This is a genomic window from Streptococcus sp. DFI.7.26 (assembly GCF_022240605.1).
Classification (GTDB): Bacteria; Bacillota; Bacilli; order Lactobacillales; family Streptococcaceae; genus Streptococcus; species Streptococcus xiaochunlingii.
Map to the genome: position 1 here is coordinate 177,263 of NZ_JAKOGN010000001.1, position 18,822 is coordinate 196,084.

General features: G+C 43.5%; 16 protein-coding genes. All 16 read left to right on the forward strand.

What is annotated here, in order from left to right; all coding sequences use genetic code 11:
- The first annotated feature begins 185 nt into the window (after nt 1-185).
- The 16 genes from L0M85_RS00920 to L0M85_RS00995 all read left to right on the forward strand — a co-directional run bounded on the left by L0M85_RS00920 (nt 186) and on the right by L0M85_RS00995 (nt 18,616).
- Nucleotides 186-6,032 carry a ZmpA/ZmpB/ZmpC family metallo-endopeptidase gene (locus L0M85_RS00920; protein WP_238656154.1) on the forward strand — a complete coding sequence of 1,949 codons (5,847 nt, stop codon included), beginning with the start codon at nt 186-188 and terminating at the stop codon, nt 6,030-6,032.
- 227 nt (nt 6,033-6,259) lie between these two features.
- A complete protein-coding gene (locus L0M85_RS00925; protein ID WP_003011669.1) occupies nt 6,260-6,460 on the forward strand; it encodes a F0F1 ATP synthase subunit C in 201 nt (66 codons plus the stop codon).
- 33 nt (nt 6,461-6,493) lie between these two features.
- Nucleotides 6,494-7,207 carry a F0F1 ATP synthase subunit A gene (gene atpB, locus L0M85_RS00930; protein ID WP_238656156.1) on the forward strand — a complete coding sequence of 238 codons (714 nt, stop codon included), beginning with the start codon at nt 6,494-6,496 and terminating at the stop codon, nt 7,205-7,207.
- Nucleotides 7,208-7,226: 19 nt separating this feature from the next.
- The gene (atpF, locus tag L0M85_RS00935; protein WP_155125665.1) at nt 7,227-7,721 is read left to right on the forward strand and encodes a F0F1 ATP synthase subunit B; all 495 of its coding nucleotides are present in this window, start codon (nt 7,227-7,229) and stop codon (nt 7,719-7,721) included.
- Nucleotides 7,721-8,257 (forward strand): F0F1 ATP synthase subunit delta, encoded by a 537-nt coding sequence (locus tag L0M85_RS00940; protein ID WP_238656158.1) that lies wholly within the window; start codon nt 7,721-7,723, stop codon nt 8,255-8,257. Before atpF ends, L0M85_RS00940 begins: the two co-directional genes overlap by 1 nt.
- 15 nt (nt 8,258-8,272) lie before the next feature.
- Nucleotides 8,273-9,778, forward strand: a complete 1,506-nt coding sequence (gene atpA, locus L0M85_RS00945) for a F0F1 ATP synthase subunit alpha (RefSeq protein ID WP_238656160.1) — start codon at nt 8,273-8,275, stop codon at nt 9,776-9,778.
- Nucleotides 9,779-9,793: 15 nt separating this feature from the next.
- On the forward strand, nt 9,794-10,675 hold the full coding sequence (locus L0M85_RS00950) for a F0F1 ATP synthase subunit gamma (protein WP_238656162.1): 882 nt from the start codon (nt 9,794-9,796) through the stop codon (nt 10,673-10,675).
- Nucleotides 10,676-10,763: 88 nt separating this feature from the next.
- The gene (atpD, locus tag L0M85_RS00955; RefSeq protein ID WP_006596622.1) at nt 10,764-12,170 is read left to right on the forward strand and encodes a F0F1 ATP synthase subunit beta; all 1,407 of its coding nucleotides are present in this window, start codon (nt 10,764-10,766) and stop codon (nt 12,168-12,170) included.
- A gap of 13 nt (nt 12,171-12,183) precedes the next feature.
- Complete coding sequence (locus L0M85_RS00960) at nt 12,184-12,603, forward strand: F0F1 ATP synthase subunit epsilon (RefSeq protein WP_125335373.1); 420 nt, start codon at nt 12,184-12,186, stop codon at nt 12,601-12,603.
- Between the two features lie 87 nt (nt 12,604-12,690).
- Entirely contained in the window at nt 12,691-12,921 is a 231-nt protein-coding gene (locus L0M85_RS00965; RefSeq protein ID WP_061563783.1) for a DUF1146 family protein, read from the forward strand.
- 66 nt (nt 12,922-12,987) lie between these two features.
- Nucleotides 12,988-14,271, forward strand: coding sequence for a UDP-N-acetylglucosamine 1-carboxyvinyltransferase (gene murA / locus L0M85_RS00970; protein WP_238656164.1), 1,284 nt, complete (start codon nt 12,988-12,990; stop codon nt 14,269-14,271).
- A complete protein-coding gene (locus L0M85_RS00975) occupies nt 14,261-14,449 on the forward strand; it encodes a DNA-directed RNA polymerase subunit beta (protein WP_125335377.1) in 189 nt (62 codons plus the stop codon). The genes murA and L0M85_RS00975 overlap by 11 nt, the downstream gene beginning before the upstream one ends.
- A gap of 105 nt (nt 14,450-14,554) precedes the next feature.
- On the forward strand, nt 14,555-15,367 hold the full coding sequence (locus L0M85_RS00980; protein WP_238656418.1) for a DNA/RNA non-specific endonuclease: 813 nt from the start codon (nt 14,555-14,557) through the stop codon (nt 15,365-15,367).
- A gap of 165 nt (nt 15,368-15,532) precedes the next feature.
- On the forward strand, nt 15,533-16,252 hold the full coding sequence (locus tag L0M85_RS00985) for a matrixin family metalloprotease (protein ID WP_238656166.1): 720 nt from the start codon (nt 15,533-15,535) through the stop codon (nt 16,250-16,252).
- A 2-nt stretch (nt 16,253-16,254) separates the two neighbouring features.
- Nucleotides 16,255-16,626, forward strand: coding sequence for a hypothetical protein (locus L0M85_RS00990; RefSeq protein WP_238656168.1), 372 nt, complete (start codon nt 16,255-16,257; stop codon nt 16,624-16,626).
- 82 nt (nt 16,627-16,708) lie between these two features.
- Entirely contained in the window at nt 16,709-18,616 is a 1,908-nt protein-coding gene (locus tag L0M85_RS00995; protein ID WP_238656170.1) for an ABC-F family ATP-binding cassette domain-containing protein, read from the forward strand.
- Nucleotides 18,617-18,822 lie beyond the last annotated feature (206 nt).

Sequence of the window (18,822 nt, forward strand, 5' to 3'; positions counted from 1 at the left end):
TAAATATAAGAAGTAAAAAAAGGGAAGAAATCTGAGTAAGATAAGTTGCTAAAAGCTGAGAAAAAAGATAAGATAGGTAAAGGTAAAAAATCACAGGAAGCTGGTTTAGGGAAAGCCTTGACCTTCTCCAAAAATAAATGAGACTTCCTATGATTTACAAATATTACTATGTAGGAAGTTATAGGATGAAACAAAGAAGACAAGCTTTTGAAAAGATTACCAAGTATTCAATTCGGAAATTATCCGTCGGAGTGGGTCCGGTTGCTATTGGAGCCCTTCTTTTTGCAGGGAGTGTATCAGGAGCGTCTTCTGTACAAGCTGATCAATTCACGGCAGAAGCGACAGTTCATATGGGGTATGTCACGGAAAATGAGTTGACCCCTGAGGAACAAGCGCAGGTGATTCGTGCTATTCCTGAAGAATATCAAAATGAAGATACCTTTTATCTGGTCTATAAGAAGAAAACACCTAGTAAAGGGCTACTGCCACAAACAGGGACGACCGAATTGGCGATTGCTGGCCTTAGTTTAGCGACTGCCTCTTTAGCAGTTCTTTTGCTGTCCAAAAAACACCGCAAAAAAGTAATAGGACTCCTATTAATTGGTTCCATGGGGCAAAGCTTACTCTTATCTATTGATGCCGCGGCCTTGCAAAATATTGAACTAGCAAGCTACAATCAGACTCTTTCAATTGCAAGCAGTAAAGAACTGGCCAATGGTGTCATCCCGATTGAAGGCTATGACTATGTTGGATACCTTCGTTGTCCGGTTCGTCCAAGTGCTACGGAGCAAAAACCTCATGTAAAAGTGGAGGAGAAGCCGGTATCCAAACCTGCAACAGAAGGAAAGACACTATCGCAGGTAACACCTGAGGAAGGTCCTGCTTTTCCCATTGTGGACCAGCCGAAAGTTGAAGTTTCAACAGAAAGTATTCCGTTTGAAACGGTAGAACAAGCAGATCCTACTTTAGCAAAAGATCAAACTGCAGTTTTAAGAGCTGGACAAAATGGTGAACAGAATGTTTTAACAGAAGTGAGTACGATAAATGGTCAGGAAGTTCGCAAGGTAGTTGAAAGCAAGGTTACTAAAGAACCAGTTTCACAAATTCTTGCTGTCGGGACCAAGGAGGAGATGCAACCAAGTCCACAACCTGTCCCAGTGGTCACAGCAAAGGGAACTCAGGAAGAAGGTCATGTGGGAGAAGCGCCTGTTCAACCAGAGAATCCAGTCTATACAGGCGTAGTGGAAGCTAAGGGAACGCAAGAAGAGGGTCATGTAGGAGAAGCGCCTGTTCAACCGGAAGCCCCAGCCTATACAGGTGTTGTGGAAGCCAAAGGGACCCAAGAAGAAGGTCATGTCGGCGAAGCCCCGGTTCAACCAGATAACCCAGCCTATACCGGTGTTGTGAAAGCGAAGGGAACGCAAGAAGAAGGTCATGTCGGCGAAGCTCCTGTTCAATCGGAGAATCCAACCTATCAAGTAATAGAAGGGACGGTAACGGAGACAGAAACGGTGGCCCTCCCATATGCAACAGAGTATGTAACGGATGCCAATCGTTACACCGATGAAGAAAGCCTTCTTCAGAAAGGGGAGGCTGGTAGTCAGGAGATTCGTCGTGTTTATAAGACGGTCAATGGCGAAAAGGTTGGAGAGCCTATCAGCACGACAACTGAAACAGTAAAAGCTCCTGTGACAGAAAAAATTAGTCGTGGGACCAAGGCGATTGAAGGCCAAACAGAGGAAGCTGCTTTTGAGGAGATTCCATTTAAGACGGTAACAGAACAAGATGCCACCTTGCTAAAAGGAACTGAAAGGGTTTCTCAAGCCGGTAAGAATGGGAAGAAGAAAATCACCAAGGTTTACAAGACCATCAAGGGAGTTAAAACGGCGGATGCTCCTACGATTTCCGAAGAAGTGGTAGAACAAGCGCAAGATCAGATCATTCAAAAAGGGACTAAAGAACTTGAAAAGCCAACCTTAACCTTGACCCAGCTCGAGAAGGAAGAATTGAAGCGCAGTGCTAAAGTTACTTATCATTTGGATAAACCAGACGGTGTGACCATCAAGTCAATCCAGGCTGTATTGAAGAAAGGCGATCAAGTGGTGAAAACTTTTGCCCTTTCAGAGACGGACTTGGCAGCTGCTTTAGCAGACTTAGACTACTATAAGGATTATTCGATCGCAACGACCATTGTCTATGACCGTGGAAATGGGGATGAAAAAGAAGTTCTCAAGGAAGAACCGCTAAGACTTGACCTTAAAAAAGTTGAAGTCAAAAACATCAAGGAAACCAGTCTGATTAGCGTGGATGACCAAGGCCTTGAGACCGATCGTAGCCTCTTGTCAGAAACACCTTCAGATGTGAAGCCTTATTACTTGAAAGTGATAACGCATGATAATAAGGTGACAAAACTAGCCGTTGATAAAATTGAAGAAGTGACGGTAGATGGCGCGACACTATACAAAGTAACAGCCAAAGCTCCTGATCTCATCCAACGGACTGCGGACAACCAGTTCAGTGAGGACTATGTCCACTATATTGCCAAACCCAAAGCTCATGAAGGTGATGTCTACTACAATTTCAACGAACTTGTAAAAGCCATGCAAGCCAATCCGACTGGTACCTTTAAGCTTGGTAGCAATATGAATGCGGCCAATGTCCAGCCGGCAGGAAAATCTTATGTAACCAATGCCTTTAAGGGAACATTGGAAAGTACAGAAGGTAACAAATTTGCCATCCATAATATCACGCGTCCATTGTTTGGGAACATCGAAGGTGGCTCGGTTAAGAATCTCTTGCTTGAAAATGTCAATATTGACCTACCTGGAACAGATCGAGTAGCCCCAATCGCAGGTGTTATCAAAAATAATGCAACTGTTGAAAATGTTAAAGTAACAGGAAGTGTTGTTGGGAACAATGACGTAGCTGGTATTATCAATAAAATTGATGGCAGTGGGAAGGTCAGCAATGTTGCCTTTATCGGGAAACTACACGCTGCTGGTAACAAAGGTGGTTATCTAGCGGGTATTGTTGGCGAGAACTGGAAGGGTGTCGTTGAAAAAGCTTACGTTGATGCTGAAATGACTGGTAATAAAGCCAAAGCTGCAGGTCTCGTTTATTCCTCTCAAAATGGTGGAAATAACCACACGGTTGGTAAAGAAGGGGTCCTCAGAAACTCCGTTGCTAAGGGATCAATTGAGCTGAAAGAAGCGGTTCAATCTGGTGGGTTACTGGGGACCAACTGGGCCTTGGGTGTTATTGAAGACAACATCACCATGATGATAGTTAAAACAGGTGAAATGGTCTTTGGTCACTCAGATATCGACGCAGATGATTACTTCACCTATTCAAGAACCAAGCGCAATTACAGCGTGGAAGGCGTTAGTGAAGGGAAGAAATCCTTTAACAACTCCCGTAAAATCCCAAGCATCTCGCTGGCAGAAGCTGAGCAGAAAATCGATGCAATGGGAATTACGGCTCATACATTCACCAGCAGCAAACCGATTGAAGATACGCTCAATAACCTCGTTAACAAAGACGATCAATACAAAACAATCACGGGCTACGATGCCACTCGTGAGCTAGCTTACCGCAATATTGCTAAATTGCAACCTTTCTACAACAAAGAATGGATTGTCGACCAAGGGAATAAACTGGCTGCAACGAGTCCTCTCTTGACCAAGGAAGTCTTGTCTGTGACCGCTATGAAGGGCAATGATTTTGTCACTGAACTAGCGGATGCTGATCACATCCTGATCCATTATGCCGATAAGACAAAAGATATCTTTAGCATGACGCCGAAAGATTCTAAAGTCAAACAAATCAAAGAGTACAGTGTGGCGGAGCTCGGTGAAGTGGTCTACACGCCAAATATGGTGGACAAAGATCGTAGTGATCTCATTAGTGCCATCGTAGGGAAATTAAGTCCTGTCGAATTGCAATCGGATCCAATTTACACACATCTTGGTCGAACTGGTCCAAACAAGGTCAATGCTATTAAGAACCTTTACCTCGAGGAGAGTTTCCAAGAAGTCAAGGACAATCTGACTCATTTTGTCAAACAACTGGTTGAAAACCAAGACCATCAATTAAATACGGATGAGGCTGCCAAACGGGCCCTTATCAAGAAGGTTGATGACAACAAGGCGGCAGTTCTTTTGGGTCTTTCTTACCTCAACCGCTATTACGGGGTGAAGTTTGATGATGTCAATCTTAAGCAACTCATGTTGTTCAAGCAAGATTTCTATGGGAAGAATGTCGATGTCTTAGACCGCTTGATTGAAATTGGCTCAAAAGAAGACTATATCAAAGGGACTCGTACCCACGATGCCTTCCGTGAAGTCGTAGCTAAGCATACTCGCTCTGGAAATCTCAATGATTTCTTGCAATACAACATGGAACTCTTTACAAGTGATACAAACTTGAATGATTGGTTCATCAAAGCAACCAAAGACAATGTCTATATTGTAGAGCCTGAGACGACCAATCCAGCTTTCACATCTGCCAAACACAGAGCCTATGAGGGCTTAAACAATGATGTTCACGGTAAAATGATCTTGCCACTCTTGAACTTAAAAGATGCCCATATGTTCTTGATTTCAACTTACAATACCATGGCCTATAGTTCCTTCGAAAAATATGGTAAGAACACCGAAGCAGAGCGGAATGCCTTCAAAGCTGAAATCGATAAGGTGGCGAAAGGACAGCAGAATTACCTCGATTTCTGGTCACGTCTGGCAACGGATAAGGTTCGCAATCAACTCTTGAAGAGCAATAATATGGTTCCGACCCCTGTCCTTGATAACCAAAACTATAAAGGCATTAGTACAGACCGTTATGGCCATACCAACAGTGGCAAAGATGTGGCTCCAATCCGTGAATTGTATGGCCCAACCGATCGTTACCATGCGACAGATTGGCGGATGGGAGCAGTGGCGCGAATTTACGGAAATCCATATAAAGATGACTCTGTCTTCTTCATGGTGACCGATATGATTAGTGACTTTGGGGTCTCTGCCTTTACCCACGAAACGACGCACGTTAATGACCGCATGGTATACTTAGGTGGTTGGAGACACCGCGAAGGAACCGATATCGAAGCCTTTGCCCAAGGCATGCTCCAAACGCCATCTGTATCCAATCCAAATGGGGAATACAAAGCCCTAGGTCTCAATATGGCCTATGAACGTCCTAACGATGGAAACCAATGGTACAATACCAATCCAAATGATCTCACTTCACGCGAGGACATTGATCGCTATATGAAGGGCTATAATGACACCCTCATGCTTCTGGATTACCTAGAAGGAGAAGCTGTCCTCAACAAAGGCAGTCAGGCATTAAACAATGCTTGGTTCAAGAAGGTTGACAAGCAATACCGAGGGGCTAATACCAAAAATCAATTCGATAAGGTTCGGCCGTTGAGTGATGAGGAAAAAGCCATTGCTTTAAACACAGTAGATGACCTCATCACCAATAATTTCATGACCAACCGTGGTCCTGGAAATGGCGTCTATAATCCATCTGACTTTGGTTCAGCCTATGTGACTGTGCCGATGATGACAGGGATCTATGGTGGGAACACCAGTGAAGGGGCTCCTGGAGCGATGTCCTTCAAACACAATACCTTCAGACTCTGGGGTTACTATGGCTATGAAAAAGGCTTCCTAGGTTATGCTTCGAACAAGTATAAACAAGAATCCAAACAAGCAGGCCATACGACTTTAGGGGATGATTACATCATTCAAAAGATTTCTGATGGAAGATTCAGTACCCTTGAAGATTGGAAGAAAGCTTACTTCAATGAAGTTGTGACAAGTGCCAAAAATGGAATGCAGGCTATTGACATCGATGGGAAGACCTATAATAGCTATGAAGACTTGAAACGTGCATTTGCTGAAGCAGTGGATAAAGACCAAGCTACCTTAAGTAACGGCGCTGTCAAATTTGACAATACTGTTGCACTGAAAGAAAAAATCTTTAAGAAATTGCTGCAACAAACAGATAGTTTTAAAACGTCTATCTTTAAATAATTGAATTCTCTCATCTGCTGAGCAGGTGAGAGTTTTTTAGAAGAAAAAATGAATAGAGGTGGACAAAGTATCTAAAAATTAAAAGGAATCAATCGTAGATCTAAAAATTTATCATATTAAAAAATAACGTAATTTAACAAAAACGCTTTCTTTTCTAGGAAATATTTGACTATTATATCTTTTAGGAGTAAACTAAGGGAGTAAAATTTATTTAAGGAGAATTCATCATGAATTTAACATTTTTAGGTCTTTGTTTAGCCTGTTTTGGTGTGTCACTTGCGGAAGGTTTGATGATGAGCAACCTGTTCAAATCTGCATCTCGCCAACCTGAAATTATCGGTCAATTACGTAGTCTTTTGATCCTTGGTGTTGCCTTTGTCGAAGGTACTTTCTTCGTAACCTTGGTTATGGCCTTTATTATCAAATAGACGCTTCTATTTTAGAAAAGGAGGTGTCAAACCTTGGAAGAAAGTATCAATCCAACGATTACTCTTGGACCTGTATCTTTTAATTTGACCCTACTTGCTATGACCCTGATTTCTGTTTTCGCTGTTTTTGGCTTCATTTATTGGGCCAGTCGAAAAATGTCGATCCGACCAAAAGGCAAACAAAATGTGCTGGAATCTGCATATGATTTTGTCGTAGGCTTCACAAAAGGAAATATTGGTGAACATTACATGAAGGATTATTCCTTGTTCTTGTTTGTTCTTTTCCTCTTTCTTTTAGTTGCCAATAACATTGGATTGATGGCAAAACTAGAAACAACCAACGGTTACAATTTGTGGACTTCACCGACCGCTAACCTCGGTTATGACTTTGCCTTCTCATTTTTGATCACCTTGATCGCCCATGTAGAAGGAATTCGTCGTCGTGGTGTGAAGGAATATTTGAAGGCCTTTGTAACACCAGGGTTTATGACACCCATGAATATTTTGGAAGAGTTCACGAATTTTGCCTCTTTGGCTCTTCGGATCTTCGGGAATATCTTTGCCGGTGAAGTATTAGCAAGCTTGCTCGTGAATCTATCACATCAAGCTTTCTATTGGTATCCAGTTGCCTTTATTGGAAGCATGGCATGGACTGCATTTTCAATTTTCATTTCATGTATCCAAGCCTATGTATTTACCATGTTGTCATCTCTCTACATTGGTAAGAAAATTAATGGCGAAGAGTAAGTAGAGGAGGAGTAAAAGAATGCATGTATCAATGAGTGAAATTATTGGTAACTTTATTCTCATTGCTGGTTCCTTCCTATTATTAATCTTTTTAGTAAAGAAATTTGCTTGGAACAATATCAATGATATTTTAGAGGCGCGTGCCAAAAAGATTACAGATGATATTGATGGAGCAGAATCAGCTCGTCAAAAAGCTGAGGAACTAGCAAGTAAACGTGAAGAAGAGTTGGCAGGTAGCCGCAAAGAAGCTGCGTCTATCGTCGAAAATGCAAAGGAAACTGCAGAAAAGAACAAATCTCAGATCCTTTCAGAAGCCACTCAAGAAGCAGTACGTTTGAAAGAAAAAGCGCAACAAGAAATTGCGCATAACAAAGAAGAAGCATTGAACAGTATCAAAGGCGATGTGGCAGATCTCACTGTCAATCTTGCCAGCAAATTGTTGAGTCAACAGCTGGATGCTGAAGGTCAACGTCAACTGATCGATCGCTATCTTGATGAATTAGGAGAAGCCTAATGGACAAAAAGCAACTGATGGTGATTGAGAAATATACCCAGCCTTTTGTTCAATTGGTCTTTGAAAAAGGAGAACAAGATCTTGTCTTTGAAAAATTGACCCAAATCAAGGGCATTTTTGAGGAGACTGGACTTGCTAACTTCTTAGCTCATATCGGTGTAGAGGATGAAGAGAAAGCAAAAAGTCTCAGACTTTTTCAACCCTCTGATTCACAATTACTCGACCATTTGATTGAAGTGGTTATTCTCAATCATCGTGAAGCCTTATTTTATGACATTGTAACGATTTGTTTGGATCAGATTCAACTGTTGAGCAACGCATTTGTCGTCACTGTTACGACAGTTGCTGGTTTGGATCCTGTTCAAGAGCAAAAGCTAGTACCCATTATCGAAAGAAAATTTGGGATTCAAGTTCGCTCGATCCAACAAAAGATCGATCCAGATTTAATTGGTGGTTTTGTGGTTTCAGCAAATCACAAGACCTTAGATACTAGTCTCAAACGTCAATTGCAAGTCATAAAAGCAAATTTGAAATAGAAAGTGGTGTGAATTTTGGCGATTAACGCACAAGAAATCAGCGCTTTAATTAAGCAACAAATTGAAAATTTCCAGCCAAATTTTGACGTCACAGAGACCGGAGTCGTTACCTATATTGGTGACGGGATTGCGCGTGCTCATGGCCTTGAAAATGCAATGAGTGGTGAGTTGTTGATCTTTGAAAACGGCTCATACGGGATGGCGCAAAACTTGGAAACGACAGATGTCGGGATTATTATCCTTGGAGATTTCACGGATATTCGTGAAGGAGACTCGATTCGTCGGACTGGTAAAATCATGGAAGTCCCTGCTGGGGATGCCTTGATTGGTCGGGTTGTCAATCCTCTTGGTCAACCAGTGGATGGCTTGGGAGACATCGTAACAGATACCTTCCGTCCAGTTGAAACACCAGCTCCTGGTGTTATGCAACGGAAATCTGTCTCAGAGCCCCTTCAAACCGGTTTGAAAGCCATTGATGCCCTCGTTCCAATCGGACGGGGCCAACGGGAATTGATCATCGGAGACCGTCAAACAGGGAAAACCTCTATTGCCATCGATACCATCTTGAACCAAAAGGATCAAGACATGATCTGTATCTATGTCGCAATTGGACAAAAAGAATCAACGGTTCGGACACAAGTAGAAACACTTCACAAGTATGGAGCAATGGATTATACCATTGTCGTAACAGCATCAGCCTCACAACCGTCTCCATTGCTATTCCTTGCACCATATGCAGGGGTTGCGATGGCCGAAGAGTTCATGTACAATGGCAAACACGTTTTGATCGTCTATGATGATTTGTCAAAACAAGCCGTTGCTTACCGTGAATTGTCCCTTCTTCTTCGTCGTCCGCCAGGACGGGAAGCCTTCCCAGGGGATGTCTTCTACCTTCATAGCCGTTTATTGGAACGTTCTGCCAAAGTATCAGATGAATTGGGTGGTGGTTCCATCACTGCGCTTCCAATTATTGAAACACAAGCAGGAGATATTTCCGCTTATATCGCAACTAACGTGATTTCGATCACAGATGGACAAATCTTCTTGCAAGATAGCCTCTTTAACTCAGGTATTCGTCCAGCCATCGATGCGGGATCATCTGTCTCACGGGTTGGTGGATCAGCCCAAATCAAGGCTATGAAGAAGGTTGCGGGGACTCTCCGTATTGACCTAGCTTCTTACCGTGAGTTGGAAGCCTTCACCAAGTTTGGTAGTGACTTGGATGCGGCTACTCAAGCTAAGTTGAACCGTGGTCGCCGGACAGTAGAAGTCTTGAAACAACCGGTCCATGAACCATTAACTGTTGAAAAACAGGTTGTGATCTTGTATGCATTGACACATGGATTCTTGGATAGTGTACCAGTTGATGATATCCTTCGCTTTGAAGAGGAACTGTTTGCCTTTGTAGAAGCACATCATGCAGATATCTTTGAAACCATTCGTACTACCAAAGATCTTCCAAGTGAAGAAACAATGGATGCAGTGATTACTGACTTTGTCAACCAATCAAGTTTCAAATAGAAATAGGAGTGGCAGATGGCAGTTTCTTTAAATGATATCAAAAATAAAATTGCATCGACAAAGAATACCAGTCAAATTACAAATGCTATGCAGATGGTATCTGCTGCCAAACTTGGGAAGTCTGAGCAAGCTGCCAGGGACTTCCAAATTTACGCATCTAAGGTTCGTAAACTATTGACCGACCTCTTACATGGACACGAGGCTGAAAATGCTAAGTACCATCCATTTTTAAAGAGTCGTCCGGTCAAAAAGTCTGCTTATATTGTCATCACTTCTGACCGTGGACTCGTGGGGGGCTACAACGCCTCTATCCTCAAGTCTGTCATGGAATTGAAGGAAGAATACCATCCAACAGGTGAGGATTTTGAAGTCATCTGTATTGGAAGTATTGGGGCAGATTTCTTTAGAGCAAGAGGCATCCAGCCGGTTTATGAACTACGTGGTCTAGCTGATCAACCAAGCTTTGATGAAGTGCGGAAGATCATCACCAAAACAGTCCAAATGTATCAAAATGAATTGTTTGATGAATTGTATGTCTGTTATAATCACCACGTCAATAGTTTGACCAGTCAATTGCGGGTAGAGCAAATGCTTCCGATCATTGACTTGGACCCCAATGAAGCAGATGCAGATTATATCTTGAATCTGGAGTTGGAATCAGACCGCGATGCGATTTTGGATCAATTGCTTCCACAGTTTGCGGAAAGTATGATTTATGGAGCCATCATTGATGCCAAAACAGCTGAAAATGCTGCCGGTATGATGGCCATGCAAACCGCAACAGACAATGCCAAGAAGGTAATTGATGAATTGACCATTCAATACAACCGTGCTCGTCAAGCAACCATTACGCAAGAAATTACGGAAATTGTTGCAGGAGCGAGTGCGCTTGAGTAGTTGATTCGATGCACATTTTAACAATACAAACATAAGCTTGATGGTGTGTATTCACAAGCTTAGAAACTTAATAGAATAGGAGAATGACATGAGTTTAGGCAAAATTTCTCAGGTTGTAGGCCCTGTCGTTGACGTAGCTTTTGCTGCGGGCGATAAACTCCCTGAGATTAATAATGCGCTTGTAGTCTATAAAAATGACCAACAAAAATCAAAAGTCGTTCTTGAAGTAGCTCTTGAACTTGGGGATGGTGTCGTTCGGACCATTGCCATGGAATCAACAGATGGCTTGACTCGTGGGATGGAAGTATTGGACACTGGTCGTCCAATCTCTGTGCCTGTTGGAAAAGAAACTCTTGGACGTGTCTTCAACGTCTTGGGAGATACCATTGACTTGGAAGAAGCATTTCCAGAAGATGCCCCTCGTGAATCCATTCATAAAAAAGCTCCATCCTTTGATGAGCTTTCTACTTCAGAAGAAATTCTTGAAACAGGGATCAAGGTCATTGACCTTCTTGCCCCTTACTTGAAAGGTGGGAAGGTCGGTCTCTTCGGTGGTGCCGGAGTTGGGAAGACCGTCTTGATTCAAGAATTGATCCACAACATTGCCCAAGAGCACGGTGGGATCTCTGTATTTACCGGAGTTGGAGAACGGACCCGTGAAGGGAATGACCTTTATTGGGAAATGAAGGAATCTGGCGTTATCGAAAAAACAGCCATGGTCTTTGGACAAATGAACGAACCACCAGGAGCACGGATGCGTGTAGCTCTTACTGGTTTGACTATTGCGGAATATTTCCGTGATGTAGAAGGTCAAGACGTTCTCTTGTTTATCGACAATATCTTCCGTTTCACCCAAGCCGGTTCAGAAGTATCAGCCCTTTTGGGACGGATGCCTTCTGCCGTGGGTTACCAACCGACCTTGGCAACTGAAATGGGACAATTGCAAGAACGAATTACCTCAACCAATAAAGGTTCTGTTACATCGATCCAAGCCATCTATGTGCCAGCCGATGACTATACAGACCCTGCCCCAGCAACAGCCTTCGCCCATTTGGACTCAACGACCAACTTGGAGCGTAAATTGGTTCAATTGGGGATCTACCCTGCCGTGGACCCATTGGCATCTAGCTCTCGTGCCCTTTCTCCAGACATCGTCGGAGAAGAGCACTATGCGGTGGCTTCTGAGGTCAAACGCGTTCTTCAACGCTACCATGAACTGCAAGATATCATTGCCATCTTGGGGATGGATGAATTGTCTGATGATGAAAAGACTTTGGTGGCTCGTGCCCGTCGTATTCAATTCTTCTTGTCTCAAAACTTTAACGTGGCGGAACAATTTACTGGTCAACCAGGTTCTTATGTACCGGTTGCAGAAACTGTTCGTGGCTTTAAGGAAATTTTGGATGGGAAGCATGACCACTTGCCTGAGGATGCCTTCCGTGGTGTCGGTTCGATCGAAGATGTGATTGCGAAAGCTGAGAAAATGGGATTCTAAGAAGAGGTGAAAGATGAGTCAAATGAACGTCCAAATCGTTACACCGGATGGACTGGTTTATGATCATCATGCCGCATTTGTATCTGTCAAGACAATTGATGGTGAATTAGGGATTTTACCTCGTCATATCAATACCATTGCGGTTTTGGCTGTAGACCAAGTGAAGGTCCGTCGGGTCGATGACGAAAAACACATTGATTGGATCGCCGTGAATGGTGGGATTATCGAAGTGGCAGATAATGTCATTACCATCGTAGCGGATTCGGCGGAACGCGCTCGAGACATTGATATTAGCCGGGCTGAGCGTGCAAAAATGCGTGCTGAAAAAGCCCTTGAAGAAGCCAAAGATCAACATTCTGTTGATATGGAGCGTCGTGCAAAAATTGCCCTTCAACGCGCTATTAACCGGATTAATGTCGGAAATCGATTATAAATACAAAAAGAAGTTGATTGGATCGACTTCTTTTTTTCGAATCTAAAGAATATGAAGGGAAACTTTGTCTTATGGTATAATAGAGGTATGATTCAAATGATTTTTACTTTTTGCAGTCACTTATTGTTTATTTCCTTTGCCTACCACCTTCTTTCAACGGTGGTTCAGTGGGAGCGTTTTTTAAAGGTAACTGCCGAAACAGCTGTGAAAATTCGGCTTCTTATTTTATTGATCAGCATTAGTTTAGGCTATTTAACTAGTAGCTTCTTTATCAGTATTTACGAATTCAGTCGGCAACTGTTTAACGGGAACTTTTAGCTTCTTTTTTGATGAATTTATGGTATGATAGTAGTCGTGACTGAATGAAATGGAGTAATAACGAGTATGGATAAAATTATTGTAAATGGTGGTCAAAATCGCCTAGTTGGAACTGTGAAGATCGAAGGAGCAAAGAATGCAGTCCTTCCTCTTTTAGCAGCAACTGTTTTGGCCAGTGAAGGAACAACAACTTTGACCAATGTTCCTGTTTTATCTGATGTCTTTACAATGAACAATGTCGTTCGTGGCTTGAACACACAAGTTACGTTTGATGAAGAAACCAATACTGTAGTCGTTGATGCGACGCAACCATTAACAGAAGAAGCACCTTACAAATATGTCAGCAAGATGCGAGCTTCGATCGTCGTTCTAGGTCCTGTCTTGGCTCGGAATGGTCATGCCAAAGTTTCCATGCCAGGTGGCTGTACCATTGGAAGTCGTCCAATCGATTTGCACTTGAAGGGCTTGGAAGCCATGGGAGCGAAGATCACCCAAACGGCTGGTTACATTGAAGCAAAAGCAGACCGCCTTCATGGGGCGCATATCTATATGGATTTCCCATCTGTAGGTGCCACCCAAAATATCATGATGGCAGCAACCTTGGCAGATGGAACTACTGTTATTGAAAATGCAGCCCGCGAACCTGAAATCGTGGACTTGGCCTCTCTTTTGAATAAGATGGGTGCTAAGGTACGTGGAGCAGGTACAGAAACCTTGACAATTGTTGGGGTGGATCGTTTGCATGGAGCGGTTCACAATGTCGTTCAAGACCGCATTGAGGCAGGAACCTTCATGGTTGGTGCAGCCATGACAGGTGGAGACGTTTTAATCGAGGATGCGATTTGGGAACATAACCGCCCTCTTCTTTCTAAGATGCAAGAAATGGGTGTTGAGGTAACGGAAGAAGAAAATGGTATTCGCATTCGCTCAGATATCTCTAAATTGAAACCAGTGACGGTAAAAACCCTTCCTTATCCAGGCTTCCCGACTGATATGCAAGCCCAATTCACTGCTTTGATGGCCATGGCCTCTGGTGAATCGACTATGATTGAAACGGTATTTGAAAATCGTTTCCAACATTTGGAAGAGATGCGTCGGATGGGCTTACATTCAGATATTATGAGAGATACAGCTCGCATCCAAGGTGGAGCTAGCTTACAAGGGGCTGAAGTAATGTCGACAGACTTGCGTGCTAGTGCAACCTTGATTTTAATGGGGCTTGTGGCTGAGGGAGAAACCAAAGTGAGCAAGTTAACCCACCTCGACCGTGGATATTTTAAATTCCATGAGAAATTGGTGGCTCTTGGAGCAGATGTACGTCGTGTGAAGGAAGATGATGATGAAAACTAAATTAAAAGCAATCGGAAAACAATTGGGAATCGTCCTATTAGTTCTTACGATCTTAGTGATTGTTTTCGCTCTTGGCTTGGTCATTGGATATGGTGTCATTGGCAATGGAAAGGATCCTTGGTCCATTCTCTCGCCAGATACATGGAAGGAAATACTTCAGAAATTTACAGGTAAGTAATTATCTATCAAAAAGAGGAGCTTGAGATCGTGATCCCAGGCTCTTTCCCATTCAGTAGAAACAGAGGAAACCAGTGTGGCAAACAATCAAAAAAAACCACTTAAAATGAAAAAATCAGGACAAACTCTACTGGGCTTAGTGGTGGCAGCAGCCCTCTCCATCGGTGGCTATTATTCTAGTCAACCCCAGCCAGTCGCAAGTCACTCTCAGGTTCAAACGGTTGTTACTTCGAGTCAAGAAGCAACACCGAGTAAGGAACTAGCGGAGAGTGTTCTGACAGATAGTGTTCGAGCTAAACTAGGAAAGAACATTCAATGGAATGAAGCGGGAGCTTTCATCATAAATCAGAACAAAACCAATTTGGATGCGGATGTTGCGAGTCTCCCTTATGCAGATACCAAGACGAAGACTGTAAAAGGACGAGAAATCCCAACAGTTGCTAACGCTTTGATGACCAAGGCGACTCGTCAATACCAAAAAAGGGAACAAATGGACATAGATTGGGCCCCAGCTGGCTGGCACCAAGTAACCAATTTAGCTGGGGAATATGACCATGCGGTTGACCGGGGTCATCTCCTCGGCTATGCCTTGATTGGCAACTTAGATGGATTTGATGCTTCGATGACGAATCCTAAAAATATTGCGGTTCAAACAGCTTGGGCCAATCAAGCGCGTGATAGTTTTTCGACGGGACAAAATTACTATGAAACCCTTGTTCGCAAGGCCCTAGATAAAAATAAGCGAGTCCGTTATCGGGTAACTCTCTACTATGCTTCAGATGAAGATTTGCTACCAGTCGGCAGTCAGATTGAAGCAAAATCGAGTGATGGCAGTCTAGAGTTTAACGTTTTTGTTCCAAATGTCCAGAGTGGGATTAGTTTGGATTATCGTACTGGAAAAGTAACAGTGCATAGCTAAGCTGAGTATAAAAGAAGAAGTAGGATGAGAAGGGTCCGGTGGCTTTGCTGTCAACTGGATCTTTTTCCTTTCATGACGTCACCCTTTAGCTTATTTTAAGAAAACTGAGGTAAAATAGCTTCTTCTAGACCTAAGCAGAGGTCTTCCCAAGGAAAGGAGGAGCTTGTGAGAACCATTATAGGCATGATTCGTTTTCTAATACGGGCCATTTGGGGCCTTGTTTGGGGCTTGTTTTGGACCCTAACCCTCAGTTTTGCTCTACTGGTTGGTGTTCTATTCTTTAGTGGAAAAACCGGTAGCGGGATTGATGGGGTTAGTCGCGCAGCCCAAACGGTTGTCACGCAGGTGGATGCTTATTTTCATCGAACTGGTCCTTTGCTAGGTCCGGGAAGTCCATCTGCTCAAGAAGGTCTTGCAACAGATGGCCATACCTCTACAGGAGCAAGGTGGGATCATGCAACTGCAAAAGTTTATCTAGATCCTGCAATGGATGAGACTTTTACTCTTGCTTATGAGGAAGCTCTTGAGTCTTGGAATCAGACAGGAGCCTTCACTTTCCAACTTGTCACCAGTGAAGAAGAGGCAGATATTCTCTTGACAGAGATGGATGATAGCACGGTTTCTGCAGCAGGTGAAGCAGAAACCCAGACCAATGTTTTAACCAATCGTTTCAAACGGGTGATTGTTCGTTTGAATCGCTATTACCTATTAAATAAGCAGTACAACTATTCCCATCAACGGATTGTAAATACAGCTGAGCATGAACTAGGCCATGCCATTGGTTTGGACCATAATGAGGAAGAGTCCGTTATGCAGGCAGCTGGTTCCTTTTATAGCATCCAAGAGAGGGATATTGAGGCTGTTCGGCAACTATACAAGGAGTAAGAATGATCAAACGCATACTGTATCTTATTCGAACCTTTCCAGAACAAGTGGCACTCTTCGTGTTTAACTCTGGAATCTTTCTTTGGATATCCCAAAAAGGTCAAGCAATTTCCCATGAATTAGGCATTCAACAGGCTTGGGAAAACTATGCTCCTGAGGGAGTCCGTCAATTTTTCGGGGACAATAAGGAAGCTGTTCAAGCTTTCTTCTCCCATTCGGCCATTACTTGGCTGATTGGCTCTATGATAATCCTGCTTGTGATTCGCTTTGTGAAGGGAGTCATCAAATGGGGCTTGTTTTTACTGGTGATTGGCATCGGGCTTTTCCTAGCCTATCAATACAGTCAAATGGCTTCCAATATCTCAGCGATTTGAAAAGTAAGGAAAGGTCAAGCGCGTCTAGCGTTTGGCCTTTTCTTCAATTGTCAATTTGTCAAAAGTAAGGTACAATGAAACTATGATTATTTTACAAGCCAACAAAATTGAACGCTCTTTTGCAGGGGAGGTTCTTTTTGATAATATCAGCCTGCAAGTGGATGAACGGGACCGGATTGCCCTAGTCGGAAAGAACGGAGCCGGTAAGTCTACGCTTTTAAAAATCTTGGTGGGAGAAGAAGAGCCGACTTCTGGGGAAATCAATAAAAAGCGTGACCTTTCTCTCTCTTATCTAGCCCAGGATAGTCGCTTTGAGTCGTCCAATACCCTCTACGATGAGATGCTCCATGTCTTTGACGATCTCAGAAAGACCGAGAAAACCTTGCGACAGATGGAGCTGGAGATGGGGGAAAAAACTGGGGCTGACTTAGAAAAGCTCATGCAGGATTATGACCGTCTATCGGAAGAATTCCGTCAGGCTGGTGGCTTCACCTATGAGGCAGATATCCGCGCTATTCTCAATGGCTTCAAGTTCGATGAGTCCATGTGGCAGATGAAGATTGAAGAGCTGTCTGGTGGGCAAAATACCCGTCTGGCTCTGGCCAAGATGCTCTTGGAGAAGCCAAATCTCTTGGTACTGGACGAGCCAACCAACCACTTGGATATTGAGACCATTGCCTGGTTGGAAAATTACTTGGTCAATTATAGTGGGGCCCTTCTCATTGTCAGTCACGACCGGTATTTCCTAGATAAGGTCGCTACCATTACTTTGGATTTGACCAAGCATTCCTTGGACCGCTATGTCGGCAATTACTCCAGCTTTGTCGAGCAAAAAGAACAAAAACTGCTAACTGAAGCTAAAAACTACGAGAAACAACAAAAAGAGATTGCTGCGCTTGAAGACTTTGTCAATCGCAATTTGGTGCGGGCGTCGACCACCAAACGGGCCCAGTCTCGACGCAAGCACTTGGAAAAAATGGAGCGCCTAGACAAGCCTGAAGCTGGGACCAAGTCTGCCCATATGACCTTCCATTCTGATAAGACCTCTGGCAATGTCGTCTTGACAGTAGAAGAGGCGGCCGTTGGCTATGATGATCAAGTTCTGTCGGAGCCGATCAATCTGGATATCCGTAAGATGAATGCGGTCGCTATTGTGGGACCAAATGGGATCGGGAAATCTACTCTTATCAAGTCTATTGTCGGGCAGATTCCTTTCATCAAGGGGGAAGCCCGTTTTGGGGCCAATGTCGAGGTGGGCTACTATGACCAGACCCAAAGTAAACTAACCCCTCACAACAGTGTCTTGGATGAGCTCTGGAATGACTTTAAACTGACACCAGAAGTAGAAATTCGCAATCGCCTAGGAGCCTTCCTTTTCTCAGGGGACGATGTCAAGAAAACTGTCGGCATGCTGTCAGGTGGAGAGCGGGCGCGTCTACTCTTGGCCAAGCTGTCCATGGAAAACAACAATTTCTTGATTCTCGATGAGCCGACCAACCACTTGGACATCGATAGCAAGGAAGTACTAGAAAATGCCTTGATTGATTTTGATGGGACCCTGCTCTTTGTCAGCCACGACCGCTACTTTATCAATCGGGTAGCGACCCAAGTCTTAGAACTCTCAGAAGAGGGCTCGACCCTTTATCTGGGAGACTATGATTATTATCTGGAGAAAAAAGCAGAGTTAGAGGCCCTTGCTGCAGCGCAAGCAGAAGCTGAGCCTGCTTCTTCAACGGAAGAAGTCACTAGCAATGATTATCACTTGCAAAAGCAAAACCAGAAGGAACTCCGTAAAATCACCCGTCGCATTGAGCAATTGGAAGCAGAGATGGAAGAGCTGGATCAAAAAATCCAAGCCATCACCGAAACCATGCATAGCACCAATGATGCAGAGGATTTGGTCCAACTGCAAAGCGAGCTAGACCAACTGACTATTCAACAGGAAGCTGTCATGGAAGAGTGGGCAGAACTGTCAGAGCAGGTGGAATAGATAGAAGATCTTGGAAAAGTTTTTCGTGAATTTCGAATCAGTAAAAATTATTCATTGAAAGAAGCTGCGGCCACTAATGACGCCGGCGAACTTATGGAGAGCCAGCAGCAAATCGACCAGCTGACTGCCACCCAAGAAGAAGCCATGCTAGAATGGGAAGAATTAGCGGAGAAAGTGTAGTTTTCTAATTTGCCTAAGGAGAACAT